Source organism: Salinarimonas soli (assembly GCF_008386575.1).
Lineage (GTDB): Bacteria > Pseudomonadota > Alphaproteobacteria > Rhizobiales > Beijerinckiaceae > Salinarimonas_A > Salinarimonas_A soli.
This window is the reverse complement of the sequence record NZ_VUOA01000031.1, coordinates 14,144-39,632: the sequence shown is the minus strand read 5'-3', so window position 1 is coordinate 39,632 and position 25,489 is coordinate 14,144. Positions and strand designations below refer to the sequence as shown.

Genomic DNA, 25,489 nt, shown 5'->3' with positions numbered 1-25,489 from the left:
CAGGTACCCAGGGGGTCAAGCGGGATCGCGAAGAGCACCGTCAACCATGACGCCCAAAAACCGGGGTGGCACTCGCACAAGCTTACGCCTGCGAAGCCGGCTGAGGATATCTTGTCGGCGCCCTTGCGACTCGCCCGGCGCCTTGGGCAAATCGCACCCGGCAGCATCACGCTGGCGTCCACTGGGCGCCGGCAGGGGGACCTTTGCTGCCGATGACCCTCATTGCAATTGCCTGGTTGCTCTCGCTGGCCTTGTTCGTCGAGGCCATGGCCCGCGCCCCGCAAGCAGATGAAGGCGAGAACCTCCCCGGCCACGACCACTACCCGCGCCACACCCTCGCACTCCGGGCCATCGTCCCGGTGGTGCTGGCATGCATAGCCGGGGCGCTCGCCTACCTGTACTAGAATTCAGTGCCTGCCCAGCGTTGCCTACGGCCACGCGCTCATCAAGCAGCAAACACCTTGAAGGCGTAGCCTGCCTCGTGTGCTAGGCGAACCGTAACAAGAGTCGGGTGGGGCATAGGCCGAAAGTGACCTTATGCGTTGATCGTAGGGGCGGTCGGTCTGCCGGGCCAGTTTGGCTGGAGCGCGCCGCCAGGCAACGGTTCTTGAGGCTTGTACGGGTCGCGTGACGAGCGGGTGATCTGTGGGCCTTGCTGCCTCTCACCTCTCACGGCAACGAACGCTAGCCACCTGTATTTCACCTGTAATTTCAGGTGGCGCGTGATCAGAGGTATGTCGCGCTGCCATGCTCCCGGCTGCCAAAGCTGCTAATCCGCTAAAGTCGAAGCGATCAGGTCAGGCAACGGTCGCCGCGCGCCCGCTCCCCATATCAGTGTGGCCGAGGCCGTTTCCTCGATCACACTCGCGACTGGACCCTCCGATGCCAGCGTAGCGCCCACCGGCACATCCGCCGCTGTCGACTGCTCTTGGTCTTGTGCATCAGTCCAGCGATGATCACGAGAAGTGCCGTGGCGACCAGAACGCATAGAGCGCTGGCAATGGCGACGATGCTCATGTCCGGCACAGCCCTAAAGACGCTACTGACGACGTGTTGTCGTGACCGCCGGAACATTGGATGGCGGGTCTTCGGCGAGAGCGTCAGGATCCACATCTGAGGCGCTGCGGCGCGCTGCCGAGCGAGCAGCGTGCCATTCGCGACTGCTGTCGATCCACCCGCGTGCCGATCGGTGCTGCTGGTGAGCGGTGCTCTGCGCTTGGTCCTCGTGATGTTGCATGACGACAGCCCCGCACATCAGGAGGACGGCGCCGCTTAGGATGATGACGATGAAGGCGACGACGATGACCATGTCCATGGCATGAACATCGCGTCCGTGACCTAACGGCATGTTGCGCCGACTGGCAGGAAACGCGGCTTTCTCCGCAAATTTTCGGAGATCGCGCAACCGCTCACAATTCTCGGTTACGGTCTCGAACCCAGGCAGCCTAGGGCACGCTGCGTCGGCCTCTCGGGTGCTGGTGCGAAACGTCGTGCGTCGGTTCGGGGGGCAATTGCCACACCCCGAGAAGCACATCCCACTCAGGCATAAAAAAAGGCGCTCCACTATGAGGGAGCGCCTTTTTAGGTCCCGGCTCAGGTTGGGGGCAGGGATGAGCCGGTGAGCGAGTGGAACGCACTCAGGAGAGCGATGTTCCAGGGCCCCGCTGGCGGGAGCGGCCGGACGGCTTCCGTTTATTGGGCGTTGCCGCCCAATCTGATTGGCCTTCACCGGATCTCGCCTTACCGGCCCAGCTTCGGTATCCTAGGCGCAAAGCATGAGGAGCACATGGCGCATCTGGATTTCGCGAAGCTACACCTGAAGAGTGCGGACGACACGAACGCTCTCAAGTACCTGGCAGGGAGCCTGATCGCGCATTGGGACACTCTCCCACCCGAGCTCCGCGCCTCGATCTATCGTTTAGCGACCTCTGGCAAGATCATGGGCTTGCCCGCGACAGTTGACCTCAAGGCAGAAATCGACCGTGTGCTCAGCCGCAACACGAGCGTATCGCCATACGTCTGAGTCCCGCCAGCCCGCCGCTACGCTGGCCTTATTGGCAACCTCAGTGGGGCCGTGTCCTACTGGACCGGTGGTCCGAAAGTACACAGCGCTCACTTCACTGCATGTACGGCTCCCCCACTCGCCAGCACGCCGATCACGGCTGCCGTACCGAGACCGCAGACGATCAGTAGCACGCCCGCGAGGATGGCCGATTTGGTCGCGCTTGTCCGAGGTGGTTGCACGGCCGCTCTCATTGAGATCGCAAGGCGGCTTGGAGCTTACATCGAACGCCATCTAGCCGGCTACGACCATAGCCGTGCATCCAAGCGAGGCGGCAAGGTGTACTGACGGACAGCCCTGCTCAACCCGACCCGACGGATGGCAGGGTCAGGCCGGGCGGGACTTGACGGGCCGCCCGGCCAGCACCTTGCGCTCGTGGCGCCCCTCTTCCAACCAAGTGGAGACCTCGACACCGGCGACGTAGGAAGAGGCGGTATCATGCTGCAACCTTGCGGGGGAGACGATTCCGGACCGGGCTCGATGGCTGGCAAGCCACACCCAGAGCGCCTCAGCCAACAGGCCGACCCCGATGATGCTGGCCGTAATCACGAGCCAGCGCAGCCCCAGTGCTGGGTGGAGCCGCTTGATCTCGGGATGATCGCGAAGCGGAGGTCGCATCACCCCTGGACACGCACCGCCCGTAGCATGGCGCACTCGCCCATGTTCTTTATCTCAGCCCGATAACCGTGCTGGCGGAAGGCCTCGACTGCTAGCGCATTCGGATCGAGGTCAGTTTCTCTCGCGAGCTTGTCGATGGTGCCGAATACCAGCCACTTGAGCGCGTCCGGCAGATCAGTCTACTGAAATGCCCCGCCCGCGACGGATCTCGCCATCGACGCCGCTTGCTCCCGGTCAGGCATTACGGCGAGGTTCCAAATTCCATAGGCACGCTCTCGTCGACGTCAGGCGGCGCGCCATCAGCGTGGTCGATCATCGAGCAGACGGCTTGCGCAGCGCTGACCATCCCTTCCGCCCCCGCACCGGGACCATGAGCTTGAGGCCGTCTCCAGCGCCATCCCTACTCGGCCGCTTCTGCCGCTGAGCTCCCCTCGAACGTCGCAAGTGCACGCGCCGTCGCAACGACCGCAAGCTGGTGTGCCTCGGGCAGCTTGTTGAAGTACCGGAGCAGGGTGACCGCGTGGCGGTTCATGAGCCCCGCACGAGCCTCCGTCATCTCCGCGTCATCGTCGTCGCCGAAGAAGTACCCGAGCGGGCGATCCAGGGTCGACGCGATCAGCTTCAGCCGTCCAGACGGCACGCGATTCATGCCTCTCTCGTACTTCTGGACCTGCTGGAATGTGACGCCGAGCACCTCGCCGAGCCTCTCCTGGCTCAGACCAGCCTGAAGCCTGGCTTCCCGCAACCGCATTCCCATAGCCTTGTCCGCAGACGTAGTGCTCTTCGGACTGACCTGCTGATCGTTGTCGGTACCCGCCTTCTTGCCCTGAGCCATTGCGTCGTTTCCCAGGTTGATTTGTATGGATCTACGATCAGGGTGCACGATAACCCGTCCATGCCTTCATGCACACGCAAAAATAGCGCTCTGCTCAGATTGCGCGATGCGCAAGAAGGGACGAAACCACAGCGTGCAAACCACGATAGCCAGCCCGTGATCGACCTCATCAGAGAAGATTGCGGAGATCGCGCCGCAGCCTTCATCAGCACATCCACAAGGCTAGGAAGCGCGCTGTCGGTGCTTGGCTGAGCCGGGAGGCTCAACCCTCAACGGCGCGTTCGCACCATCGTGTAGCAACGCGACAGACCTCCCCTCCGCATCGAGGATTGTGACCAGCACTGCACCGTCACCCTGCGCCCCGGCCAGCACCTCATGGCGCTCTCCGCTGTGCTCGAGGTGGGCACGTCGCGGTGGACCGGCGCTCCTTATTCAGTGCCTCTCGCGGTCAAGCCGCCCGCCGCTCCAGCCAAGTGTCCTCAAACGCCATCCAAGCCTTTGCAAGGTCGCTCAATACATCGGAACGGCGCAGATCATCAGGCCGGAGCCCAGCCATGGTCAGCGCCACCCGTGAGAGCGTCCGAAGGGTCAGCGCCTCGTTCGCGCTCGCCGGCAGCTCCGCGAGATTGCGGGTCGCTGCCAAGATGCTGATCGCCCGGACGTCTGCATCCTCGTCACTACGAACAGCACGCCTGATCTCGTCGAGAGAGTGGGTTCGGTCGTCCAAAGATCCGCCTCGCAGGTTGGCTTGAGCAAGCCTCCCCCGTGCCAGGATTCGTCGGGCGGATCTGTGGCGGACTTGTCGGAGACGTTCACCCGCGGAGTGCGCTAGCAGACCAGCATGAACCCTGGATATCAGGGCTGGACGCCCAATAGGGGTGAGGTGCAGCTGCAGGAACCCCTGTGGAAACGCTACTCTCGTCAGGAACAAAGCAGGCATGGTGATGCTTCATCCTACAAGGCGTGTGCCTCGCCGGCTGGCCTGATCACCCACGCCCGGCAGTCGACTAAAAGCGGGCCGATCCCGCCCACGCTGGAAACAAGAAGCCCCGCCCGGTCCCCCGCCGGCGCGGGGTTTTCGTCGGCACACCTTTCCGAGCTCCGGTCTGTAAGCAGTCGGAATGCCTGACGCTGCGGCATCCGTGATCCTCCCAACATCCGAACATTGTCCGGTGGCTATCTTGGCAGCCAACAAGGCTCAAGTCGGAGGATGGCCCATGCGCCCGCAGACCGTACTTGTCGTTGACGAGCACGCCATCATCCGGGAGTACGCGGGTGTCGTGCTGAGCGAGAACATTAACCTTCACGTTGTCGAGGCTGCCGATCTCGAGGACGCCATCAACGCGCTCCAGGCCAGTCCCGAGATCCAGTTCGCCCTCGTTGACGTCCCGACGCACAGATCGGACAATCCGTTTGCGGGAATCCGGCTGCTTGCGAGCCGCTGGCCGCACCTGTCCATCATCGTTGCGACAGGTGGCCCCGTGCCACAGATTGGGTCTCTGCCGCCTAGGGCGCGCGTGCTACCGAAGCCCTACTCACCGACAGCCCTCGTCGCCGCTGCCCGGGAGGCGCTCAGCAGCCTGTGGCAGCCGATCGTCCTCAAGCGTGCGATCACTGCCGCGCCCACTCTATAGGCTTCGGACCAACCTCAAACAGCAGTCGCTCGGGGCGCATTCGTGACAGCGGGATCGACCCGGACAAGACGCCGTCTGGTCGTAGGCCGAAAGTTGCCTTGTGCGTTGACCCTGAGGGCGGTCAGTCTGCCGTCCCGTTCACCGACGAGGTGGCTCGTGAAAGGATCAACGAAACGTCGCGCCCGTCGTGAGGCTCTACAAGCCATCGACCGAGCGCTTGCGCAGATAACCACCTCCACTGGTTCAAGGTGACTCAACCGTAGAATGGTCACCGAGACACGAGGCTTTTTCCTCAAATTCGGGTGGAAGCACGTGGCAGACCAGGGCCTCGTCACGATGACAGCGGACCCAGAATGGATCAGCTGTCGTTCTCGGTGGTGAGCTGGTCGGGGCGCACTCCCTCGTCCACCGTGCCACCTTCGGATGCGCGCTCAGCGGCGAGCTGCTCCCAAGTCGCCGCCATAGCAAGGAGAGCTCCACGCTGGTCCTCACGGGCCATCGTCCGCGCCAACTCGCGGCACTCATCCGCAAAGCGCAGGTACTCTGATCTACGTCTCATCGGCAACAACATACCCCATTGTACTTGGCTTGTCGCCGGCTGGGCTGCCAGGCGGGCGGCCCTTTGTAGCTGAGCACGTCAATCGTGTCCGTCACCTGCCCGACGCTTTGCAGGCTGTCTCATTCCAAGTCCGCGTGCCTTCGGGTTGCCTGCGCGTCGAGGCTGGCCGCAAGCTTGTCGAGTTGGTCCGCGTAGGCGAGCTTTCTCCTGCGGTGATGTCGCAGACGCTCCCCCTCCGCGGAGGTTCTGACTTCCTCCGCTTTGGCACGATAGCGCTCGGCCTTGGCCGTCATGCCTTCCGAGTTGTCCGTCATCAAGCCAGCCCTCATTGAGACGGCTCGCCCTAGCCGAGCGCTTGTCCCTGCGCTGCATCACAGGTTAAAACATTAGAACCGGAGATGGGCTCGGCTCCCTTCGCCGCGACGAGGTCGACTGCAGCCAAGCCGGCTGCGTCAACGGCAGCATTGCTCGCGAGTCCCGCGAGCGGCGAGCGAGGCGAGGCACGTCGATTGTGGTGGTCCGAGCGTAGCCCTATGCTGCCCGGCTGTTGCACTCCGAGGATTGCTTGCCTGATCGCCTCATCCAGAAGCTGGCGCTGCGTGACCGGCTCTCAATCGAGGAACGTCGCGTGCTGAGCGGGATCGTTGCCCGCACGGTAGTCGTGCCCAAGGGCGAAGACCTGGTCCGCGAAGGGGCGACGCCGACCGAAAGCAAGATTCTCCAGTCAGGTTTTGCGGCCCGCTACAAGCTTCTCCAAAACGGCAAGCGCCAGATCACCGCCCTGCATGTGATCGGCGACTTCGTCGATCTACAGAGCCTCGTAATCAAGCCAATGGATCATGCGATCCTGGCACTGACGGACTGCACGGTCGGCGCCGTACCGCACGAGATCCTGCGCGGGATCACGGAGCGCTATCCTCACCTCACCCGCATGCTCATGCTGAACATCGCGCTCGATGGAGCGATCCACCGACAGTGGCTTGTCATGACCGGCAGGCCCTCGGCCGGGAGCCGGTTCGCGCACCTTGTCTGCGAGCTGTTCGTACGCCTGCAAGCCGTCGGGCAGACACAGGACAACAGCTTCCATCTTCCCGTCACCCAAGGGGAGCTGAGCGACGTGCTCGGCCTCTCAACGGTGCATGTGAACCGCACCTTGCAGATCCTGCGAGCGAACGAGTTGCTGGTCTGGCGCAACGGTGAGGTAGAGATCTTGGATTGGCAGCGTCTGTGCGAGGTGGCCGAGTTCGATCCCACCTATCTCAACCTGCACAACGAACCCCGCTAAACGTTCGCGCATCGACCGGATGATGGTGCGGAGCTGATTGAAGTCGGGTGCAACACCCCTATCTATATAAGCTTGCCAGGGGTGCGGGTCTACTAAACCGCGCGCGCTTTTCTAATTGAGTCACCTGCGCCAGATTTCTCGGGTGAGAGAGGCAACGCCAGTCCACATAGCGATGGCAGCGCCAGCAAGGGCGGCAGTCATAGCAGCATCAGGCATGATGAGTGGCCTTCCATGTCGCACAGTTGACGTTACGCCATGCACATGGGTTCCATCACGATGTGCTCGATGCTGCGGCTTCCGTGGCACGGGTGGCTGCCGCCTGAGGCCTGCAGACAACTTGCAAAGGAAGATCTCACCGGCCGGCGCGAGCGCCAGTCACCTGTCATTCACCTGTATTTTCAGGTGAATGCGCCATCACGGGCCGCTCGCGATTGGCCGTGCGGAAGGCACCTGAGCCGGCGGCGTCCGAAGGTCAGCGAAATGGGCTCCGTACAGGTCGCAGATCTCGACGGACTGGCCCTTGGTGTAGCCCATGCCCCGGAGGGGGCGAGACGGGCCGCCTTACCGAATCCCGCGACGCTTGTGTCAGAGTGCTTACTCGGACCGAAGTTCACGGGCGATGCTCTCGTATGCCATCCACAGCCTGCTTTGCAGCATTTGCGCCTCGGCGGGCACCACGCCAAGGCGTTCCTGGAGAGCCGTCCTCGCCCGCTCGCTATGCGCAACATCGATCGCCGACAACAACACCTTCTCGCGCCCGGAGACCGTCCGGTCCGGGAGGTGTGGGAAGCGCGCGGCGACACCCAAAAGCAATCTGACAATCTCGGCGCTCTCTCGTGACGACCGTGTAAGGCCCATGCGGGCCGTCAACCTGTAGGCCCATCGCCGCTGCTCGAGCCACTGCCATCCTGCGGCTGCTGTAGCCTGCATCTGAGCAGGAGGAGTGCTGGTGATCAGCGCGCGGCCGCATGCCACGAGCATAAAGGCGTACTGCTTCAGAATGGACATCCCACGATCCCACGAGGAGAGCGCGCCGAGCCCTGCGGCCGGCCTGTTCTTCGTTCAGATCGGGATGAGGCTAGGTCGGGCTGATGGGAACGCGGCGCTGTCCATGGCGGCTCGCGATGCCGGTCACGAAGGCCGAGCGGGAGCGCATGACGCCAAAGCAGAGGCAAGCAGTCCCCCACCGCTGGCCGCGGCAGCGATCCTGATGGATCTCAGGTCTGTGGGGCTGCATACGCACGAAAGGATCTCCCGAGCAGGCAGCTGAGCCTGGCTCAGGCCAAGCACTCTGTCCTTCAAGCTATGTTGGCCTGAGCGGTGCGCCGGCGCAAGACAGGCAAACGATCCGGTGCGGCTACTTGGCCCACCCTCGTTGCTGCATCTGCCGCGCACACCCTGCGTTCTGGCCTCAGATGGCCATGGGGTTTGACGCATGGACGAGCAGCTAGAGAGCCGGTTGACCTCGCTGCGACGCAGGGTTCAGGAAAACGAGAAGGCAGCAGCCGATCTCGCCACAATGGCAAGGCACTTCACCACACACGGTGCAGATCGAGATGCCTTGCGGGTGCGCCTATCCAGCCGCGAGCATCGCATCATTGCCCTCAAGCTTCGGGCGCGTCTGGCGCTTGCGCGAGCGAGCACCTGGGTGAGACGCCGCCGGCCTGCGTGACGCAGCCCGGCGTGAACGCCCGAGTCTTGAGAATCGCCGAAAGCCTCCGTTTACGGGCTTTCCGTTAGGGCATCATCATGCCCGATCAGCTCAGCGCTCGACCTCCCGATGGCCGCCCGTCGCTTGGCGAAGCCATCGCGCGTGCCGAGGCCGCCATCGGTGCGCGTGCGCAGATCGTTGCAGGTGCCGGCCCGTCAGCGAGCACGTCGACGTCGCCTCTTTCAGCCCGGCAAAAGGAAAGTGCGGTACACGGGCCCATGCTCTGGCGCCTCGTGCTCCTCTACGCCGGCTCGGCCGCGCTCCTCGCCTATTCCCTGGAGCACATGCCCCAGTGAGCGCGCTGCGGCTGGCGCGGTCACGCCACCGCCCATACGGCTCAGGTCGATTGACGAAGCACCGCCGCACCGGCTTCATGGCCGCGGGGGCAAGCACCATGATCGACATCCATGACCCGGAGCAAGTCCGCGCCGCCACGCTGGCGTTGGTCGAGGCCGTGCAGGACGCGGAGCAACGCGCCCGGGAGGCGCAGTCGCGCATGGCCGAGCTCGGCGAGTGTTCGCTACAGCTACTCGCGCTCGTGGAGCAGCACCTGCGGGCCGCGAGCGAGCGCGTCGATGCCGCGAAAGCGACGCTCGAGCAAGAGCGTCGGGAGCAGGCCGAGCGCCTACGGCAGGCGGAGATCCGCGCCGCGGAGGCCGAGCAGCGCGCCGAGGCAGCCGAGGATCTGCTTGATGATCTCCGGGCCATGCTAGCGCGCGCCGATCAGCCTAGCAGCCACCACAGCACCGACGGCGTCGAGCACGCGCTGCACTGAGCCCCGGTTAGGCCGGACCGGACGCTCGATTGACGTGGGCAGGCTCTTCAGTGGCTGACGGCACCAACCAATAGAGGAACCAGGATCAGCCCCGCCCCAACGGCGGCGCCAATCAGATCTAGCGTGTTCGTGTTAAGCGCCGCCCCTATGAACGTCGTCCCTGTGGATGCTCCGGTTCGCGGCTCCTCGGTGTGGCGGTAGGTTGGTTCGGGCGTATGGTCGATCTGAGCCATGACTTGTCCCTCCTAAGCGGTGTCCCGGCATCGGCCTTCTTGGGGCCATTCTGCCCGAGCCTTCGTTCCCACCGGGGAAACCAGCCAGCCAACGGCAAGTTTCATACTTCGGGGAGCATGCGTTGCAGATACGCTGTTCCAACCCACTCGCCCAGATTCATAGGTTAGCTTAGAGCGCGCTTTGAAGTGGTGAACGGAGTGTTAATCCCGTTATGGTCCAATCCAGTTCGTCCCTACGCGGAGATCAACCGCAAGGAGATGCCGTCACCGAAACGGAGATCCCCCGATGCATACCCTTACCGTCGCGCAGCCAGAACTTGAAACGCTCCTGACTGCCTTGCGCTACTTGCAAGAAAACCTTGCCAGTCTGCCGCGCGAGTTCGCTGCGCTGAACGATGGCCAAGCGCCTACTGAGGCTGAAATAGACGATCTCTGTGGCCGCCTGACCGAGACTGCCTACCACCGAGCAGCCTAGGCCAGCTGGTCGGAGTTCTGGGCGTCGCTGTGCCGGCGGGTCCTCTTTGCGGAGGTCTCAAGGCGATCTGCGATCTTAAGATACTGTTCGGCGAGCCTGTGTTTCTGGGCCCTCCGATGCGGCATGACCAGCTCACTCGCCTCGCCCATCACAGCCTGGGCCCTCCCGCGAAGGTACTCCGCTCGTAGGACTGATCTGGTCGTGTCATCCTGCTCGCCCGTGGAGGGCGGGCCCTCGGACCCAATCTGTGGAGACTTCGACCACCACCCAGACATGAACGCCTCGATGGCTTGGACTGAGATCTCTTTCTGTGTGGCACCCATTAAGATCGCGTGAAACGAGTGTCCGACATGAAGCGCCAGTCCTACGTCATTTAATGTGCGGCACTGCCAGCGCCGCAGCCGTCACCTTTTCCGCGAGGACTTGAAGGTGATCGTCCTGCCCCTCGCCGTCGACATACGAGACGCAGAGCTCGGCTCGCAGCACGTTGAAGATGGCGGCTTGGAGGGCAGGGCTCGTCTCCCCGGGCGCGGGGTTCGGTGTGCCATCCTTGGCGCCACCGTGCGGGCGAGGGAGGAAGGCGCCCGGCTTCCCGGTCAGGATCTCGGCCGCCTTGTCGATCGCGTCCATGACGCTGCCCGCAGCCCTGTAGGCGTCTCCGCCGATCGGCGCGGAGGACATGGCCTGCCGGCAGGCGCGACGGGCTTCCCCGAGGGATCGCAGCAGGGCGCGGGCTTCTAACTCGGTGAACAGGCGACGGCTCCGGCGAGGGCCACGGTGGCGCATCGCAAGAACGTATCAGGAGCATGCGGCCCCTGTAAGGGCGTGGAAGCCTCAACGGACCTGTTCGAGCAGTCGTGGTCTCGTTAAGGGAGCGGTTGCAGGACGTCGAAGGCATGCACCCTCGGCGCCATTGTCGGTGAACACGTCAGGCCAGGATCAAAAGTCTACTCGGCCGGTGTGAGCGCCATGGGCTCCACCCAACGAAATCGCCGGCCTGGAGACAAAGTACGTGAACAAAAGCATCGCGGCGAGCACGATGAGGGAGGCCAAACCAGCGAGCGGGTCAGCGGCTTTGTAGCCCAGGTGAATGGCTGCGACCGCACCTGCCAGAACGACGGTGCCAGCTGACCAGAGGATCACCTGCACGAGGGCCAGCTTGCTTGCGTTAAGGCGTGGACGACGCTCGTAGTAGATCCCGAACAGGAACAGTGACACCCACCCGAGCAGGTTCAAGTGAGCATGGGCGGGCATGATCGAGTGGTTCTGCGACATCGCCATGCCGATCCCCATAGCCATGCCCGAGAGCGCGAACACAACAGCAAGTCTGAAGCTGAGCGATGAGGCGGTCATGATCGGCATCCCCTTGTTTGTGGAACCTAACCACCCGGTCCGGGCTCCAACGTATCTACTCTTTGTTCTTGTCCGCGACGTGCGACCGTCGTCCGCTGCTAGCCGCAAGCTCCCTGTTGCGAGAGAACGTCCGGATTGCGCTGGGAACCGACTGCCCGCCAAGGCTCGTCACAGCTTGGCGCGTCTCGGTGGAGGCGAGCGCCAACCCAGTGCGGCTACGATCTCGCACAACACCGTTGCGGTCGAGTATGCGAACGATAGTCGGTCGGGAGAGGTGCAGGCGGATGCCGATCTGACCGGTACCCAACCCTTCCTCCACGTAGAGGCGGCAGATCTCGTGCTCGACGAGCTTGCTGATCCTACCGCTTTTCAAACCGTCCTTCGCACTTTCCAGGCTAAGCCATGAACAGCGTCGACGCGGTTCCTGGCCCGGTCCTCGGGCCACACCCTACTCACCGGCGGATCTTCACTGGCGAGGTAGCGGCCACCCGATGAGCGTACGTCTTCCGCTTGATCGTGCCGTTGCGCATGCCCGCTCGCTGCCGCGACCGGGACGATGCGAAGCGCGCCGGGGTTCGTTCCTGCGACACGTTTCGAGCTGGAACTGTCGCGACACCTGCCGCTGGAGACTGCGTCTGGTGCGCTTCCGCTGCGAGTGCGGGGAGCGCGGCGCCGGCGAGTGTGAAGGCGAACACCAGCCCGTCGAATGCCAAAGCAGGTGCAGGCATCAGCAGAACTGCTGCGGCTACGATGATCTTCATCCTCATTGGTGCGCTCCTCGTCACCGGGCATGGGTCCAATGCAGAGCGCGCACGTTTGGGGTAATCGCCGGCCGGCTTCGGGTCGGTTGTGCAAGCACCGCAGCGACGACGGTGCGTGAGTCGCTAAGCGGCGTCCTTGGCGATTTTGTGCCTTCTTTGGAAGAAGATGGAAGTTGCTCCGGAAAGCTTGCATACTTGAACGCTGAGGAGGTGCACGATCCTCGCTCGAAGAGTGCCCGAGGAGCGCGATCCTGAATGGGCGACACCGTTGTTCCCTCAGATGTGACACCGATGCGAGAGCGGATGGGCGGCTCGCCAGTTGCCCTGAAGCTCAAATTGACGATGGCGGCTCTTGGCGTTTCACCGAAGGATCTGTGCAATCGCTTCGTCGCCGTGAACGCGCGTACGGCGATGACGCAGCAGAACGTCTACAAATGGTTGTCCGGCAGGGCCACCCCTCGCCTGTTCCAAGTCTACGACGATTGGGCTCGCGTGCTCGGCGACGATCTGACCGGGGCTTTCATCGCGGCCGCTTCGGTAAAGGAGTTCGCGAGAGTGATCGCCGACCGGTTCGCCGTGCCGGGCACAACCGTTGAGAGAATCCTGCGCGACGCAGCCGAGACGCGAGAGGAAGTCACCTCCGCACCGGCGAGCCCGCAGACCTGGTCTGCCGCCCAGCTCTTTCTCGGGCGCTTCGTTGCCCTTTCGCCGGCCTGGTCGCCGGCGCAATCCGGCAAGCTGATTCTTGGCCATGTCGAGATCACCCAAGGCGCCGGGGCAGCCTTTCAACTTGCCTATTCGGAGCAACTCTTCGGTCACCTGATCGAGATGACCGGGGCTTTGTCATGCGATGGGCGAACCGCGCAATCCATGGTCATGTGCCGTCAAAGCGGAAAGTACTTCTTTTTTGCTCTTCAGGTGCCACCTCCACCGGCGAGCTTGATCTGTGGCGTTTTTGCCGGTTCGGCGATCCACGATGCAACCGCCCGCCCCGTGGCATGCAGGATCGTCTTCGTTCGCGACCACTCGGTGGATGCAATCCGATCGGAACGCCAAAATTACATGGATCCATCGCCAGCCCTGATCGCAGGCTTGATGGCCGATATGGGCTACGGTACAGCAGAAGGGTGTAGTGAGCCCGCTGAAGGCTTGCGAGCCTTCCTCATGGGGGAGCCGAGCGGCGGTCTGCTGGATGCACCCTTGGATGCTCTCGGCAGGCTAGGGATGAGACTGGACTACCTCGCCGCCGGGCAGTCCCACCACAGGTCCAGGAGGGGCTAATTCCCGCATGGCTCGCATGTCAGTACGTGCACCCCGCCGCCCGCTTCCGTGCACTCGGCGGCGGGGCTCATAACCCGCTGCGGCTTGCCTCACGGGCTGTGCTCGCCAAGATGTCCAGAGCATCGAGCATGACGCGCCGATCCAGCAACTCGACGCGGTGCGGCACCCTCTGGCGCTCGACGGCCCGACGCGCCCGTTCGACCGCTTCCGCAAAGGCGGCGTTCGCGTCCGGCAGCAGGGCGCGGGTCACCGATGCAACTTGCACCCCAGCGCGGAATGTCAGGATCCGAAACCGGAAAGCAGCCATGCCCCGGCCCGCCTTCAGCGTGCTCGGCGGGCTTGGGGAGTGGTGTAGACCAAGCGGTGGTGAGGGATGCACCAGCTTGAGCCGAGAACCGTCCGCGCCCCGCAGCAGAGCGCGCCAGGCTTGTCGCTGACGATGAACCGGCACTGGTCATGGGCGGCGGCGAGGATCGACACGGCGGTTGAGGTGGTGGACATCAGGAGCAGCCCTCCCATGAACAACAACTTAGCAATGCGCATTCACGGCTAAGGTTCCTAAGCGCTAAGCGTGGCTTTGCTCTCACTTCTGTGGTTCAACGGCTCGTCGCGTTTCCCGGCGACACGAGCCCCATCGTTCACTGTCTTTACGACGTGCGATGGGGCTCACCGCTACACCTGAAAGATGGTGCGGAGCAAGGTCGAGCGGGCTATAACGACAGGCCTGCTAGTGCAGAAACGCCAGCCAGAATTTCAGTCCGAGCGGCGCCACGGCACCAACCATGAAGCACATCGCATTCCTGAGCATCGCCTCCTCCTAGTCAATGCCTGAAGACAACCAAGGAGACGAGGCTGGAGTTCAACTCGAAGCAAGCGGTTTGCTGCCTTTTGGCCCTCCGGATCTTGAGTCCCGCTTAGGCGTCACCGTTCACTGCGAGGGTTTGTCGGCACCGGGGAGCGCGTGGCTCACCATCCTCTCAGCGTGCTCAACCATTACGGAGAGCCGGAGGGGCTTTGCCACGAAGACAACGTCTTCGGGCACTGTTCCAGCCGGAGGATGGACCCGACCCGAGATCAGCGTGACGGGCGTGTTCGGCCACTGGTTCTTGATCTCCCACGCGAGCGAGATGCCGTTCATGGTGCCGGGCATGTCAATGTCGGAGATCACGGCCAGCACGTCGGCGCGCGCTTGTAGGACAGCGACAGCCTCGCTCGCGTTGGCAGCCTGGAGCACCACAAAGCCTTCGTCGATGAGGGCTTCAGCGATAGTCGCGCGCACGAGTGGATCGTCATCCACGAGGAGGATCTTGCGGTCGTTCGTTCCGGGCATAAGCCACCATACAGGCTTCCTCAGAGTTCGTCGTCTCCGCCCTCGTACGGCAGCATCGCAGGGTGAGGCAGTATGGCGGAGCTCTGGAGTAGGAAGCCCCGTGGGTTACCTGCGCATCATGCGGGAGATTGTGCCATGCCTTTCGCGTCCCCTCTAAGTAGCTCTAGAAGCGCCTTGCTGGCGCAGAACCCGGCGTAGTACGCGCGACAGCTCCTCGGCTGCATAGGGCTTCTGCAGCAGCTCGAACCCATGCCGGCCCTCCTCGGCCAGCACGTGGCTGTAACCGGAGGTGAGCAGGATCGGCAGCCCAGGATACAGCCGGCGGATCTCATGCCCGAGCTCCACGCCGTTCATCCCCGGCATCACCACGTCCGAGAACACCACGTCGAAAGCCTGCTGCCCGTTGAGGTACGCGAGAGCATCGGCGGCATTCCCGGCCCAGGTGGTCTCGTACCCGAGGTCCTGCAGCAGCTGGGTCGAGAACTCTCCAACATTCCTGTTGTCCTCCACGACAAGCACTCGGGTTCCCCGCCCATGCTCCCGGCGAGCCGTGCTGGCACCGGCGCCGTCTAGAACCTCGCTTCCGACCGGATCGACTCGAGGCAGGTAGAGGGTGAAGGTGGTGCCCCGTCCGACCTCGCTCTCCACCGCTATGTCGCCGCCCGACTGCTTGGCAAAGCCGTAGACCTGCGACAGCCCCAGGCCCGTGCCCTTGCCCACCTCTTTGGTGGTGAAGAACGGCTCGAAGATGTGGGGCATCTGCTCAGGGTCGATCCCGGTTCCGGTGTCCGTGAGAGACACGGCTACGACTGCGCCGGATGCATCACCTTTCCCACCGATCGTCGACAGATCGGCAGTATCGATGCGGATCGTGAGGCTTCCCTCGCCGTCCATGGCGTCGCGAGCGTTCACGGCCATGTTGACCAGAGCCGTGTCGAACTGCGCGGCATCGGCGTCCACGAAGCAATGCTCGTCCTCCACTTCTGTTCGGATCGCGATCCGCGAGCCCACGATCGTGCGCAGCATGTCGGAGACCGAACGGATCCGCTCGGCGGCGTCGAACACCTCAGGCTTGAGCGACTGCCGGCGGGCGAAGGCTAGGAGCTGACCCGTGAGCTTGGAGGCCCGGTCCACCGTGTCGGAGATTGCGTCCACGTACCGCCTGCGGCGCTCGCCTGGGAGATCGGGTCGGCGGAGCAGGTCGGTCGACGACTTGATGATGGTGAGCAGATTGTTGAAGTCGTGCGCGACGCCACCCGTGAGCTGGCCCACAGCCTCCATCTTCTGCGCCTGACGGAGGGCGTCCTGTGTCTGCGCCAATTCGTGCTGCCGCTGCTTCTCGGCCGTGACGTCACGTGCCACAGCGTGGATGAGGTCCTCGCCTGGCACCGCTGTCCATGAGAGATGTCGGTACGAGCCATCCTTGTGCTGGTAGCGGTTCTCGAACGGTAACGTAGTCTGCCCTTTAGCTAGACTGCCCGCCTCGGCCAGCGTCGCCGCGATATCGTCAGGGTGTACCATATCGGTGAACCGACGCCCGATCAGCTCACTCTCGGACCAGCCGAGGAGGGTTGTCCAGGCCGGGTTGACTGCCGTGATCATGGCATCGAAGCGCGCCACCAGCATCAGGTCGGTCGACAGGCGCCACATGCGGTCCCGGTCGGCCGTACGCTCGGAGACCCGCTGCTCGAGTGTCTCATTCAACTCGCGAAGCTGCCGTTCTTCTGCCTTGCGCGCCGTTATGTCGATGGCCGTTCCGATCACACGAACGCAGGTTCCGGCGTCGTCGAACAGGCCCCGCCCCTTGGCTGCGACCCAGCGGACGATCCCGTCCTCTTTGCCGATCGTGCGGTACTCGACATCGTAGAGCGCACGCTGCTCGGGGTCGCAGGCCGCCGCGAAAGCAGCCGTGGTGTGCTCCTGGTCATCGGGGTGCAGGCCCGCGTAGAAGTCATTCATGCTCACCGGCACGTCGGGCGAGATCCCGAAGGCTGCCTTAATCCGCGGGGGCCAGAAGAGCGTGTCCGTCCTCAGGTCGACATCCCACAGCCCGATCTCCGCAGTCTCAATCGCCAGGCGCAGCTGCTCCTCGCTGTAGGCTAGACGAGCTTCCGCCTCCCGACGCTCGTCGATGTCGATCACCGAGCCGATGAAGCCGAGGAACTCGCCGTTCGTGCCAAAGCGCGGGGCGGCTGTATCGAGGGCCCACCGATAGCTCCCATCCGCTCGCCTCAAGCGGTATTCCACCTGAAACGGCGCTTGTGCGGCATTGGCAGCCAGAAAGGCCTCCTCGGCCAGCGTCCGATCGTCCGGGTGGGTGGCATGGGTCCACCCAAGGCCGAGGCCCTCTCCCACGCTCTGGCCAGTAAACTCGTACCAGCCTCGGTTCAGATACGTGCAGGACCCACTTGCGTCGGTGACCCACATCATCACAGGCGCATGGTCGGCCATGTTGCGGAAGCGCGCCTCGCTCTCGCGCAGCTCCGCGACTGCCCCGACACGCTCGACATGCGCCCAGGAACGAGCAGTGACCTCGCGCAGGAGGTTCAGCTCCGCATCGGTCCAAACTCGGGGGACGCGGTCGTGAATAGCCATCAAGGCAGTGAGACGGCCGTCTTTCACGAGCGGCATGCAGATCGTCGCGGCGATCCCGATGGCCTGGAAGGTCGCAGCTTCCTCTGGGGCGAGCTCGCGACGATTGTCGTTGATGACCAGCGGCAGCCCGGCGGTCAGGTTCGTCACCGCGAGCTTGCCGAAGGCGGCAAGGCTGTAGCGTCCAAGGATACTCTTTGCCCCGGGCGCCGCCCAATCCCCGCGGATTGTGAAGCCGTCCTCGTCCTCGTCCATATCAGCATAGGCGCAGACCGACAGGTCGAGGTGCTCGCCAAGAAGGCGTGTGGTCACTGCCAGCACGGCATCAGCATCGGCGAGCGCCACCGTCTCGGCCCCGAGGCGGTCGAGGAAGGCCAGACGCGCCTCGCTCTCGCGCAAGCGGCTTTCAGCGATCACGGTCGCGGTGGTTTCCGTGCAGGCGCAATACATGCCGGCGACCTGCCCGTCCTCGTCACGCACGGGCGAGTAGGAGAACGTGAACCAGGTAGGCTCGTCGAACCCTTTCCGGTTCATGAGGAGCGGCAGGTTCTCGCGAAACGTACCCTCGCCTGCCATGGCGGCAGTGATGAGCGGCGAAATGTCGGGCCAGATCTCGGCCCAGATGTCCTGAAACCTCGCACCGAGCGCGGCGGGGTGCTTGGCGCCGAGGATTTCGGCATATGCGTCATTGTACAGGAAACCGAGCTCGGGCCCCCACGCGACGAACATAGGGAACTTCGAGCCGAGAATGAGCCCGACGACCGATCGGAGCGACTGAGGCCAGGTCTCGGGTCGCCCAAGCGGCGAAGCCGTCCAATCGTGAGCGCGCATCAATGCGCCCACCTCGCCGCCGCCGAGTAGAAAAGCCGGCTGTATGCTTCGCGCCTCACTGTGCATTGCGCTGGCCTTCGGCCATTTCGGCAGCCTGCTTATCGCGGCGGTCCTGCTCGAAAAGCAGACGTAACCCAGCGCGCACGACCTCGCTTGCGCTGCCGTAAAGGCCAGTCGCCACTTTGGCGTCGATGAGAGCCGTTAGCTCTGGGGTGAGCGAAACCGTGCGGACGACCTTGGCTGGCATGCGCGATATCCGTGAAGCGGGTCATTAGATTTGTGACCCGATGTAGCGTATCCACGGCGGGCCTCAAGTGGTGGGCCAGGTCCGCCGCCGACGCCCCACCGACGCCCGGCATGTTTCGTTCGATGACAAATTGCGGCATCCGTCGGCCGAGCCGACGCTCCCTGTGGTCCCGGTCGACCGGGAGCGCCAGCATGCGCCGATCGGCAGCGGAGGGAAACGCCCGTAACCGCGCCAAGACACGTTCACGTGAGACTGCTGGATCTGGCGTGTCTCGGTTCTATTTTCCGCTGGCGAGCGACACTGTGCCCCCGTCGCCTCGTCGGCTGCGCACCCTCGGCGGCCGTGCACCTGTGGAACCTGTGCGCAGGTCTCACAGGTGCTCCCTCTAGCGGCGTCCTTCTGAAGGCTGGGGACAGCTCACCTTACTGGAGAAGGTTCGATCTCAGTCCCTCTCCCTCCGCCACGCCTCCCTCATAACACGTTGAGAATACTTGCTTTTCCTAGTTGGACCGAGATGCGGCCCCAACTTTGGCCCTAACACCGGCTTCGTATGGAGCTGGTGCCAGGGCTCGCTGTGCGCCGGCGGCCAGTGATCTCACAAGACGTGCTTTCATCGCCGTAATGCCGTTTGCGACAGCGACAGCTGCGACAGTCCCCCGGGCGGCCTAGCTGCAGAAGGTCTCCTGTCGCAACTGTCGCTGTCGCAAGCTCCTCGACCGGGCAAATTTCAGCAGAGCTTACACCCTCCGCGTCCAGTCTGATGCTCCCGCAGGCTCGGGGGCTCTTGGATTGGCAGTGAACCGCTTACAATGGCTGGCACGGTGCGCTGGAGGGGGCGCGCTCTGATCCTTCAATGAGGTGCCCTGTGCACAAGTGCCAGTCCCCGGCCGTGATGGCCCAGCGTATCGAGCCCGCTAACAGCCCTGATGACTTCCCGACCCCGCCGTGGGCCACGCGCGCCCTGCTTGAGCATGTACTCGACAAGGCGCAGCTCCGACAGCTGAGCTGCCTCGAGCCCGCATGTGGGGCCGGGCGTATGGCGAAGGTGCTGCACACGTACTTTGGTGAGGTGGAGGTCTCGGACGCATACCCGTACGGCTATGGCCCGGTGCGCGACTTCCTGGCAGAGCCGCGGGAAGCCAACTCCGTCGACTGGATGATCACCAACCCGCCCTTTCGCCTGGCTGAGGAGTTCGTGCAGGAGGGCTTGCGCGTTGCGCGCCAGGGTGTCGCGATCCTGGCCCGCTCAGTGTTCCTGGAGGGGATCGGCCGCTAGGACCGGCTCTTCCGGCAAACGCCGCCCAGCCGCTTTGCCCAGTTCACCGAGCGTGTCCCGATGGTGCGGGGCAGACTGGACGAGAAAGCCTCGACGGCGACAGGGTATGCCTGGCTGGTGTGGGAGCGCTCTCTTCAAGGCAACCCCCAGGTCTGCTGGATCCCGCCCTGCCGCAAGCAACTGGAGCGCGCGGGAGACTACGCCCTCCCGCTTGGCCGCTTCCTTGTGGCTGCATCCTGACTGGTGCGTGCTTCGGCGTGGCGGATACGAGAAGCGTACGGGCGCCGAGTTGGGCATCCGCTTGCGACAAACGCTTGGTGATCTGGCTACGTGGGCAGCGTTCATGACAACGCGGACCAGTTACCGCGGGGCAAATCGTCCTCTGCCCGGCAACCGCCTCGCGAGCGCTTGGATCTGATATCCTGCCTCAGAGAGACATCACTTGCCTGGAGATGTAGCGGACCATTTCGAATGAGAACGGAGCACCCTCGAGCTGGAGATCCTCAGCAACGGCTTGGTCCCCCGTGTGAAGCGAGTACGGACCTGACCACCGAGGGGAGGGCTTCGGGTGCGCGGCACAAGACGGTTACGCCCGCCCCCTCCAGCTCGTCGATCGAGCCATAGCCCCACAAGGCGCCGATCGACGGAATGAAATGGCGTCGTGCCGCGCGCACGTCGTTGTCACGATCCCAGATGATCACCGCCCGGCGCGGATCGACGCCCTCGTATTCGACGATATGCGCGATGAGCTCGCCCTTGTCGTCGAACCGGCCGCCGAACTCCGCCCCGTATAGACCGTCGAATAGGTCGCCGAGGCGGAAGTGCTCGATGATTTGACGGGCGTAGGGCAGCGCCTTCGCCGTGCACAAGAGAACCTTGCCACCGGGCGACTTACGGATCTCCGCGAGCGCGTCTGGCATTCCGTCGTAGACGTGCGCGTCATAGATGCCTTTCTCGCGGTAGTGATGCCGATAAAGGCAGACAGCCTCCTCCACGTCGCCGCCGGGTCCGAGCAATTTCGCGAACGACCCTCGCAACGGTGGGCCTATGACCCATTCCAGCTCCCCAATATCCGGTACGGCAGCCCCGAGCTGCCGCAGCGCGGTCCGATAGCTCGCGAGGACTCCCGGCCGCGAGTCGATCACGGTTCCATTGAGGTCGACGAGGATCGCGTTCATAACGATATGCTCCTTGCGACCGGCGCCAAACAGGGCATGAGCCGGTTCCCACCCCTGGCGGGCCGCAAATCGGGCCGCGGGCCGCTGTGCCCCCTCACCAGGGACATCGTCGACTGAAGCACGGTCCGCAAAGCCGGGTCGTCCCGTGGCATCCAGCCCCGGCCGGTCGGCGGCTTGCCCTCTCGTATGGCGGCCCACCCATAGGCGAGGGCCTCAGTCCCGCCCCTCGCCGAGCCAGTCGAAGAGGTTGCGCCAGAGGACCGGAAACCCGGGCCATCGCAGGAATTCGTTTGGGAGCCAATGCGGCCCGATATCGGTGGTCCAGGCCGCAGTCCGCCCCTTTCCGTACGAGCCGACAACGAGAAGCGGGTGACCGCCCTCTTCCGTGGGGAGCGACAGGATCGTGTCCGCAGCTGTCTTCGGGCGCACCTCGTTGACCCCGAGCACGTAGGGCAGCTCCCCGCTCACGCCACTGAGGATGGGGTGTTCGCGCGCGGTCTCGCGGACGAGCGGGTGGATGCCCTCGGGCATTTCTATGCGATCGTCGTAGGGGTGGATCTCGACTGGGAGGACGTCCGCGATCGGCGTCCCCCGATACCGCGCACCTCCGTTGATGCCCTGGAAGCTGTAGTAGCCTCCGACCATCGCGAGGCCCCCTCCCCTGGCGACGTACTCGCGCAGGGCCTTCAGCCGGTTCGGGAACCGCTCCGAGCGTATCCAGACGGCGCTCGGAAGCAGGAGCGTGTTGGCTCCGATGTCGCTCAGCACGACCACGTCGTACGCGGCGAGCTCGTCGGCCGACGATGGAAAGCCTTCGGCCGCCTCGGGGCAGGTCATGTAGCGGATCTCGTACCCGTCACCTCCGACGACGCGTATGAAATCGTCGGCGCCGCGATGATGGGTGACGGACGCGAACTGGTCCCACCCCTTGATGTGGGTGGCCGTGGACGTCCAGCTCTCGCCGGCAAGGAGGATGGTTTTCGGCATGCTCAGGAATCCCGGACAGGTTGGGCCGGCCCGCGAAGGCCGGCCGTATGGGATGCTCAGTCGAACTTCGCGAACTGCAGGCGGAAGGCCCCGTCGGGATATTGCAGCCAGGTCAGCGCCTTCGTGGATGCCTGGAGGATGGCCGGGAAGTTGAGGAACAGCATCGGCGCTTCCTGGGCGATCTCGCGCTCGGCCTCGCGGTACAGGCCCGCGCGGGCGGTCTGGTCTGTCGTGGCGCGGGCTTTCTGGAGCAGACCGTCCACCTTGTCGCTCTGCCATCCGGCGAAGTTGTTCGGCCCGGATTTCGTGAAGTAGTTGTACATGTTCCCGTCCGGGTCGGAGCGACCGGACCACGGCGACATGCACACGTCGAAGTCCTTCTGGCGCAGGACCGTGATGAGGCTCGTGGGGTCGATCTGCCTGACCTCGACCTTGAAGCCGGCCTGATTGGCCTGCGCCTGGATGACCTCGGCCGTGCGGACCTGCACCGGCGAGTTCGTGACGGTGATCGTGACGGGCACGGGCCCTGCCTGCCCGGCGTCCGCGAGCATCTTCCTCACGGCGGCGGCATCGCCGCGCGGGGTGCGCAGGCCCTTGTCGTACGCCCATCCGATCGATGGCGGCACCGGGCCGTAGGAGACGTCGCCGGTCCCGAAGTAGACGGCACGTTGGACGATCTCGGGGTTGACCGCCATGACGAAGGCCCGCCGGACGCGCACGTCGTTGAACGGCGGGCGGGTCGTGTTCAGCGAGAAGGCGTTGAAGCCGAGCCCCGGCGCCTGCTTCAGGGCGAGGGATCCCTCCCGCGCGATCTGGGCCACGGCCTGCGGCGGGACGGCGTCGACGAGCTGCACGGTCCCGGAACGCAGGTTCGTGACGCGCACGGTCTCGTCGGAGATCGGACGGAAGACCACGCGCTCGATCGGCGCGGGGCCGCGCCAGTACCCGTCGAAGCGCTCGAGCACGAGCTCGGCGTTCTTCGTCCAGCTGGCGACCTTGTAGGGGCCGGCGCCGACCGCCCTGGTCGCGAAATCCGCCCCGAGCGCCTTCACCGCGGTCGGCGAGACCATCATGCCAGCCCGGTTCGCCAGGACCTGCGGGAACGGCGCGTAGGGTTCCCTCATCCGGATCGTGACGACGAGGGGCCCCGTGGCCTCCACGCCCTCGATGGGCCCGAGCTCGCTGCGCCGCGGCGAGGCGGTCGCCGGATCGAGCATGCGGTCGAAGTTCGCCTTGACCGCGGCGGCGTCGACGGGCGTCCCGTCGTGGAAGGTCAGGCCCGGCCTCAGGGTCAACACGTAGGTCCGGTCGTCGGACGAGCTCAAGGTGGCGAGGCCCGGCTCGACCTTGAGATCTGGCGTCACGTGCACGAGCGGCTCGTGGACATTGTACTGGACCGACAGCTCGAAGAACGACGCCATGAGCGCGGGATCCAGGGTCACCGGATCCGATACGATGCCGACGGTCAGGGTCTTCGCGCCCTGGGCGAACACGACGCCGGGATGGGCGAGCATGCCCGCGACCGCCCCCACCGCGAACCCCTTCAATACGTCTCGTCTCAGCATCGTACCCTCCTTGTGCGTTTTGGTTGCGTCAGGTCAGCCTTCCCGGGGATCGAACAGGTCGCGAAGGGCGTCCCCCAGCAGGTTGAAGCCCAGGACCGTCACGAAGATCGCGATCCCCGGGAACCACGCCAGCCAGGGCGCGAGGTCCAGGAAGCTGATCGCGGTGCGGAGCATGTTGCCCCACGTGGGCGTCGGCGGCTGGACGCCGAGGCCGAGGAAGGACAGGTAGGACTCGGTGATGATGGCCGACGCGAACAGCAACGAGCCCTGGACGATCAGCGGGGCCGTGATGTTGGGCAGCACCGTCCGCAGCAGGATGTCAGCCGTCCCGAACCCCAGGGCGCGGCGCGCCTCCACGAAGTCGAGCTGTCCCACGACGAGCGTCTGCGCGCGGGCGATCCGGGCGAAGACCGGCAGATTCACCACGGCGATCGCGAGGACCGCGTTGCCGAGGCTCGGGCCGAGGACGGCCGTGATCGCCAGCGCGAGCAGGATGCTCGGAAACGCGAAGATCACGTCCATCATCCGCATCAGCAGCGTATCGGCCCACCCCCCGAAATACCCCGCCACGAGGCCGATCAAGGTTCCCGCCAGGAGCGCCCCCGCGACGCTGACCAATCCGACGAGAAGCGACGCGCTGGAGCCGTTCAGGATGCGCGCGAGCACGTCGCGCCCGAGGTCGTCCGTGCCGAACGGATGTCCCGGCCCGGGCGGGGAGAGGATCGCCGCGAAATCGGGGGCGTTCGGATCGAGCGGCCAGAGGAACGGGCCGGCGATGGCGCACAGGCAGGCGAGCCCCACGAGGAGGACGCCCATCGCCGCGCGGGGGCGTCCGAGGAGGGTGGCTCGCCAGCGTCGGGCGGACACGGGGGCTTCGGCGAGGGCCGTGGCCGGGGCGTTCATGCGAGCCTGACCCGCGGATCGAGGACCGTGTAGACCAGGTCGGTGGCAAGATTGATGAGGACGAAGATGGTCGCCGTGAGCAGCACGGCGCCCTGCACCACGGCGTAGTCGCGCGCGAAGATGGCGTCGACGGTGAGCTTGCCGATGCCGGGCCACGAGAAGACCGTCTCGGTGATGACGACGCCGCCGAGCAGTTGCCCGAATTGTATTCCCAGGAGCGTCACGACGGGGATACGCGCGTTCCGGAACGCATGGCGCCATACCACGAGGCGGCCCGGGATGCCTTTCGCCCGAGCGGTGCGGACGTAATCGCTTCGAAGGACCTCCAGCATCGCGGAGCGCGTCATGCGCATCGTCGCCGCGGCCAGGGCCGCGCCGAGCGTCAGAGCCGGCAGGACGAGATGGCTGATGAAGCCAAGCGGATCGGACAGGGGCGGCACGTATCCGGAGGCGGGCAGCCATGGGAGGTGGACCGAGAAGGCCAGGATGAGCAGGATGCCCAGCCAGAAGCTCGGCATCGAGAGGCCGCACAGGGCCGCGAACGACGCGCCGTAGTCGACGGCCGTGTCCCGCCGGGTCGCGGCCACGATGCCGGCGGGGATGGCGATGACGAGCGAGACGATGGCGGCGGCGAACGACAGCTGGGCGGTCGGGCCGAGCGCGCCTACGAGGAGCGGCAGCACCTCGCGCCCTCCCTGGACGGAGCGCCCGAAGTCCCCGGAAAGTACGCGACCGAGCCACGTGAGGTATTGCACGACGAGCGGCTGGTCGAGGGCGAGCTGCGCCCGCAGGGCGGCGATCGCGCGCTCGTCGGCCTCGAGCCCGAGCAGCGCCACCGCCGGGTCGCCGGGCACCAGGCGGATGAGGAAGAACGACACGAGCGAGGTGCCGAACAGGATCGGCACCAAGCTCGCGATTCTGGACGTCAGATAGGCCGCCATCGCCCATTCCGCCACGCTTGAACCGGTTCAAGCAGCCTGATAGTCCTTGTCCCCGAT

General features: G+C 64.6%; 28 protein-coding genes. 9 read left to right on the top strand and 19 right to left on the bottom strand.

What is annotated here, in order from left to right:
• Positions 1–212: 212 nt before the first annotated feature.
• Positions 213–404, top strand: a complete 192-nt coding sequence (locus F0L46_RS17420; RefSeq protein ID WP_149819871.1) for a hypothetical protein — start codon at positions 213–215, stop codon at positions 402–404.
• Positions 405–1,039: 635 nt separating this feature from the next.
• Here F0L46_RS17420 and F0L46_RS17415 read toward each other — a convergent pair.
• Positions 1,040–1,315 carry a hypothetical protein gene (locus F0L46_RS17415; protein WP_149819869.1) on the bottom strand — a complete coding sequence of 92 codons (276 nt, stop codon included), beginning with the start codon at positions 1,313–1,315 and terminating at the stop codon, positions 1,040–1,042.
• A gap of 333 nt (positions 1,316–1,648) precedes the next feature.
• Here F0L46_RS17415 and F0L46_RS17410 point away from each other — a divergent pair, with 333 nt between their 5' ends.
• Complete coding sequence (locus F0L46_RS17410) at positions 1,649–2,023, top strand: hypothetical protein (RefSeq protein ID WP_188312025.1); 375 nt, start codon at positions 1,649–1,651, stop codon at positions 2,021–2,023.
• A gap of 366 nt (positions 2,024–2,389) precedes the next feature.
• Here F0L46_RS17410 and F0L46_RS17405 read toward each other — a convergent pair whose 3' ends face one another.
• From F0L46_RS17405 to F0L46_RS17395, 3 genes are all read right to left on the bottom strand, one after another.
• On the bottom strand, positions 2,390–2,680 hold the full coding sequence (locus F0L46_RS17405) for a hypothetical protein (RefSeq protein WP_149819865.1): 291 nt from the start codon (positions 2,678–2,680) through the stop codon (positions 2,390–2,392).
• A gap of 400 nt (positions 2,681–3,080) precedes the next feature.
• Positions 3,081–3,515 (bottom strand): helix-turn-helix domain-containing protein, encoded by a 435-nt coding sequence (locus tag F0L46_RS17400; RefSeq protein WP_149819863.1) that lies wholly within the window; start codon positions 3,513–3,515, stop codon positions 3,081–3,083.
• 448 nt (positions 3,516–3,963) lie between these two features.
• Positions 3,964–4,242 (bottom strand): hypothetical protein, encoded by a 279-nt coding sequence (locus tag F0L46_RS17395; RefSeq protein ID WP_149819861.1) that lies wholly within the window; start codon positions 4,240–4,242, stop codon positions 3,964–3,966.
• 490 nt (positions 4,243–4,732) lie between these two features.
• On the opposite strand from F0L46_RS17395, the gene F0L46_RS17390 reads away from it, so the two are divergent.
• Positions 4,733–5,149, top strand: coding sequence for a DNA-binding transcriptional response regulator (locus F0L46_RS17390; RefSeq protein ID WP_149819859.1), 417 nt, complete (start codon positions 4,733–4,735; stop codon positions 5,147–5,149).
• Between the two features lie 678 nt (positions 5,150–5,827).
• Here F0L46_RS17390 and F0L46_RS17385 read toward each other — a convergent pair.
• Positions 5,828–6,022 carry a hypothetical protein gene (locus F0L46_RS17385; RefSeq protein WP_149819857.1) on the bottom strand — a complete coding sequence of 65 codons (195 nt, stop codon included), beginning with the start codon at positions 6,020–6,022 and terminating at the stop codon, positions 5,828–5,830.
• Between the two features lie 251 nt (positions 6,023–6,273).
• Between F0L46_RS17385 and F0L46_RS17380 the strand changes: the two genes are divergently transcribed.
• On the top strand, positions 6,274–6,993 hold the full coding sequence (locus F0L46_RS17380) for a Crp/Fnr family transcriptional regulator (RefSeq protein ID WP_149819855.1): 720 nt from the start codon (positions 6,274–6,276) through the stop codon (positions 6,991–6,993).
• A gap of 594 nt (positions 6,994–7,587) precedes the next feature.
• Here F0L46_RS17380 and F0L46_RS17375 read toward each other — a convergent pair.
• Positions 7,588–8,001 carry a hypothetical protein gene (locus F0L46_RS17375; RefSeq protein WP_149819853.1) on the bottom strand — a complete coding sequence of 138 codons (414 nt, stop codon included), beginning with the start codon at positions 7,999–8,001 and terminating at the stop codon, positions 7,588–7,590.
• A gap of 741 nt (positions 8,002–8,742) precedes the next feature.
• On the opposite strand from F0L46_RS17375, the gene F0L46_RS17370 reads away from it, so the two are divergent.
• Positions 8,743–9,000, top strand: a complete 258-nt coding sequence (locus F0L46_RS17370) for a hypothetical protein (RefSeq protein WP_149819851.1) — start codon at positions 8,743–8,745, stop codon at positions 8,998–9,000.
• A gap of 98 nt (positions 9,001–9,098) precedes the next feature.
• Positions 9,099–9,479 (top strand): hypothetical protein, encoded by a 381-nt coding sequence (locus F0L46_RS17365; RefSeq protein WP_149819849.1) that lies wholly within the window; start codon positions 9,099–9,101, stop codon positions 9,477–9,479.
• 47 nt (positions 9,480–9,526) lie between these two features.
• On the opposite strand, the gene F0L46_RS17360 is transcribed toward F0L46_RS17365, so the two are convergent.
• Complete coding sequence (locus F0L46_RS17360) at positions 9,527–9,712, bottom strand: hypothetical protein (RefSeq protein WP_149819847.1); 186 nt, start codon at positions 9,710–9,712, stop codon at positions 9,527–9,529.
• Between the two features lie 286 nt (positions 9,713–9,998).
• On the opposite strand from F0L46_RS17360, the gene F0L46_RS17355 reads away from it, so the two are divergent.
• Positions 9,999–10,187: a hypothetical protein gene (locus F0L46_RS17355; protein ID WP_149819845.1), complete on the top strand. Its 189-nt coding sequence runs from the start codon at positions 9,999–10,001 to the stop codon at positions 10,185–10,187.
• A 369-nt stretch (positions 10,188–10,556) separates the two neighbouring features.
• Here the strand turns inward: F0L46_RS17355 and F0L46_RS17350 are convergent, their stop codons facing one another.
• The 3 genes from F0L46_RS17350 to F0L46_RS17340 all read right to left on the bottom strand — a co-directional run bounded on the left by F0L46_RS17350 (position 10,557) and on the right by F0L46_RS17340 (position 12,307).
• Positions 10,557–10,817, bottom strand: a complete 261-nt coding sequence (locus tag F0L46_RS17350) for a hypothetical protein (RefSeq protein ID WP_149819843.1) — start codon at positions 10,815–10,817, stop codon at positions 10,557–10,559.
• Positions 10,818–11,126: 309 nt separating this feature from the next.
• On the bottom strand, positions 11,127–11,540 hold the full coding sequence (locus tag F0L46_RS17345; protein ID WP_149819841.1) for a hypothetical protein: 414 nt from the start codon (positions 11,538–11,540) through the stop codon (positions 11,127–11,129).
• A 452-nt stretch (positions 11,541–11,992) separates the two neighbouring features.
• Positions 11,993–12,307 (bottom strand): hypothetical protein, encoded by a 315-nt coding sequence (locus tag F0L46_RS17340; protein WP_149819839.1) that lies wholly within the window; start codon positions 12,305–12,307, stop codon positions 11,993–11,995.
• 249 nt (positions 12,308–12,556) lie between these two features.
• Here F0L46_RS17340 and F0L46_RS17335 point away from each other — a divergent pair, with 249 nt between their 5' ends.
• Positions 12,557–13,582 (top strand): hypothetical protein, encoded by a 1,026-nt coding sequence (locus F0L46_RS17335; protein WP_149819837.1) that lies wholly within the window; start codon positions 12,557–12,559, stop codon positions 13,580–13,582.
• 67 nt (positions 13,583–13,649) lie between these two features.
• On the opposite strand, the gene F0L46_RS17330 is transcribed toward F0L46_RS17335, so the two are convergent.
• The 4 genes from F0L46_RS17330 to F0L46_RS17310 all read right to left on the bottom strand — a co-directional run bounded on the left by F0L46_RS17330 (position 13,650) and on the right by F0L46_RS17310 (position 18,582).
• The gene (locus F0L46_RS17330) at positions 13,650–13,889 is read right to left on the bottom strand and encodes a hypothetical protein (protein WP_149819835.1); all 240 of its coding nucleotides are present in this window, start codon (positions 13,887–13,889) and stop codon (positions 13,650–13,652) included.
• A 621-nt stretch (positions 13,890–14,510) separates the two neighbouring features.
• Entirely contained in the window at positions 14,511–14,912 is a 402-nt protein-coding gene (locus F0L46_RS17320; protein WP_149819831.1) for a response regulator, read from the bottom strand.
• Positions 14,913–15,065: 153 nt separating this feature from the next.
• Positions 15,066–18,401 carry a PAS domain S-box protein gene (locus F0L46_RS17315; RefSeq protein ID WP_438646690.1) on the bottom strand — a complete coding sequence of 1,112 codons (3,336 nt, stop codon included), beginning with the start codon at positions 18,399–18,401 and terminating at the stop codon, positions 15,066–15,068.
• Positions 18,391–18,582 carry a type II toxin-antitoxin system ParD family antitoxin gene (locus tag F0L46_RS17310; RefSeq protein WP_149819827.1) on the bottom strand — a complete coding sequence of 64 codons (192 nt, stop codon included), beginning with the start codon at positions 18,580–18,582 and terminating at the stop codon, positions 18,391–18,393. Before F0L46_RS17310 ends, F0L46_RS17315 begins: the two co-directional genes overlap by 11 nt.
• 1,036 nt (positions 18,583–19,618) lie before the next feature.
• On the opposite strand from F0L46_RS17310, the gene F0L46_RS26930 reads away from it, so the two are divergent.
• Complete coding sequence (locus F0L46_RS26930) at positions 19,619–19,858, top strand: class I SAM-dependent methyltransferase (RefSeq protein ID WP_240540041.1); 240 nt, start codon at positions 19,619–19,621, stop codon at positions 19,856–19,858.
• A 503-nt stretch (positions 19,859–20,361) separates the two neighbouring features.
• On the opposite strand, the gene F0L46_RS17300 is transcribed toward F0L46_RS26930, so the two are convergent.
• From F0L46_RS17300 to F0L46_RS17280, 5 genes are all read right to left on the bottom strand, one after another.
• The gene (locus tag F0L46_RS17300) at positions 20,362–21,036 is read right to left on the bottom strand and encodes an HAD family hydrolase (protein WP_149819825.1); all 675 of its coding nucleotides are present in this window, start codon (positions 21,034–21,036) and stop codon (positions 20,362–20,364) included.
• Between the two features lie 213 nt (positions 21,037–21,249).
• Positions 21,250–22,023, bottom strand: a complete 774-nt coding sequence (locus F0L46_RS17295; protein ID WP_149819823.1) for a glutamine amidotransferase — start codon at positions 22,021–22,023, stop codon at positions 21,250–21,252.
• Positions 22,024–22,079: 56 nt separating this feature from the next.
• Positions 22,080–23,588, bottom strand: a complete 1,509-nt coding sequence (locus F0L46_RS17290; RefSeq protein ID WP_149819821.1) for an ABC transporter substrate-binding protein — start codon at positions 23,586–23,588, stop codon at positions 22,080–22,082.
• Between the two features lie 33 nt (positions 23,589–23,621).
• Positions 23,622–24,491: an ABC transporter permease gene (locus F0L46_RS17285; protein ID WP_149819819.1), complete on the bottom strand. Its 870-nt coding sequence runs from the start codon at positions 24,489–24,491 to the stop codon at positions 23,622–23,624.
• Positions 24,488–25,432 carry an ABC transporter permease gene (locus tag F0L46_RS17280; RefSeq protein ID WP_149819817.1) on the bottom strand — a complete coding sequence of 315 codons (945 nt, stop codon included), beginning with the start codon at positions 25,430–25,432 and terminating at the stop codon, positions 24,488–24,490. Before F0L46_RS17280 ends, F0L46_RS17285 begins: the two co-directional genes overlap by 4 nt.
• Between the last annotated feature and the right edge of the window lie 57 nt (positions 25,433–25,489).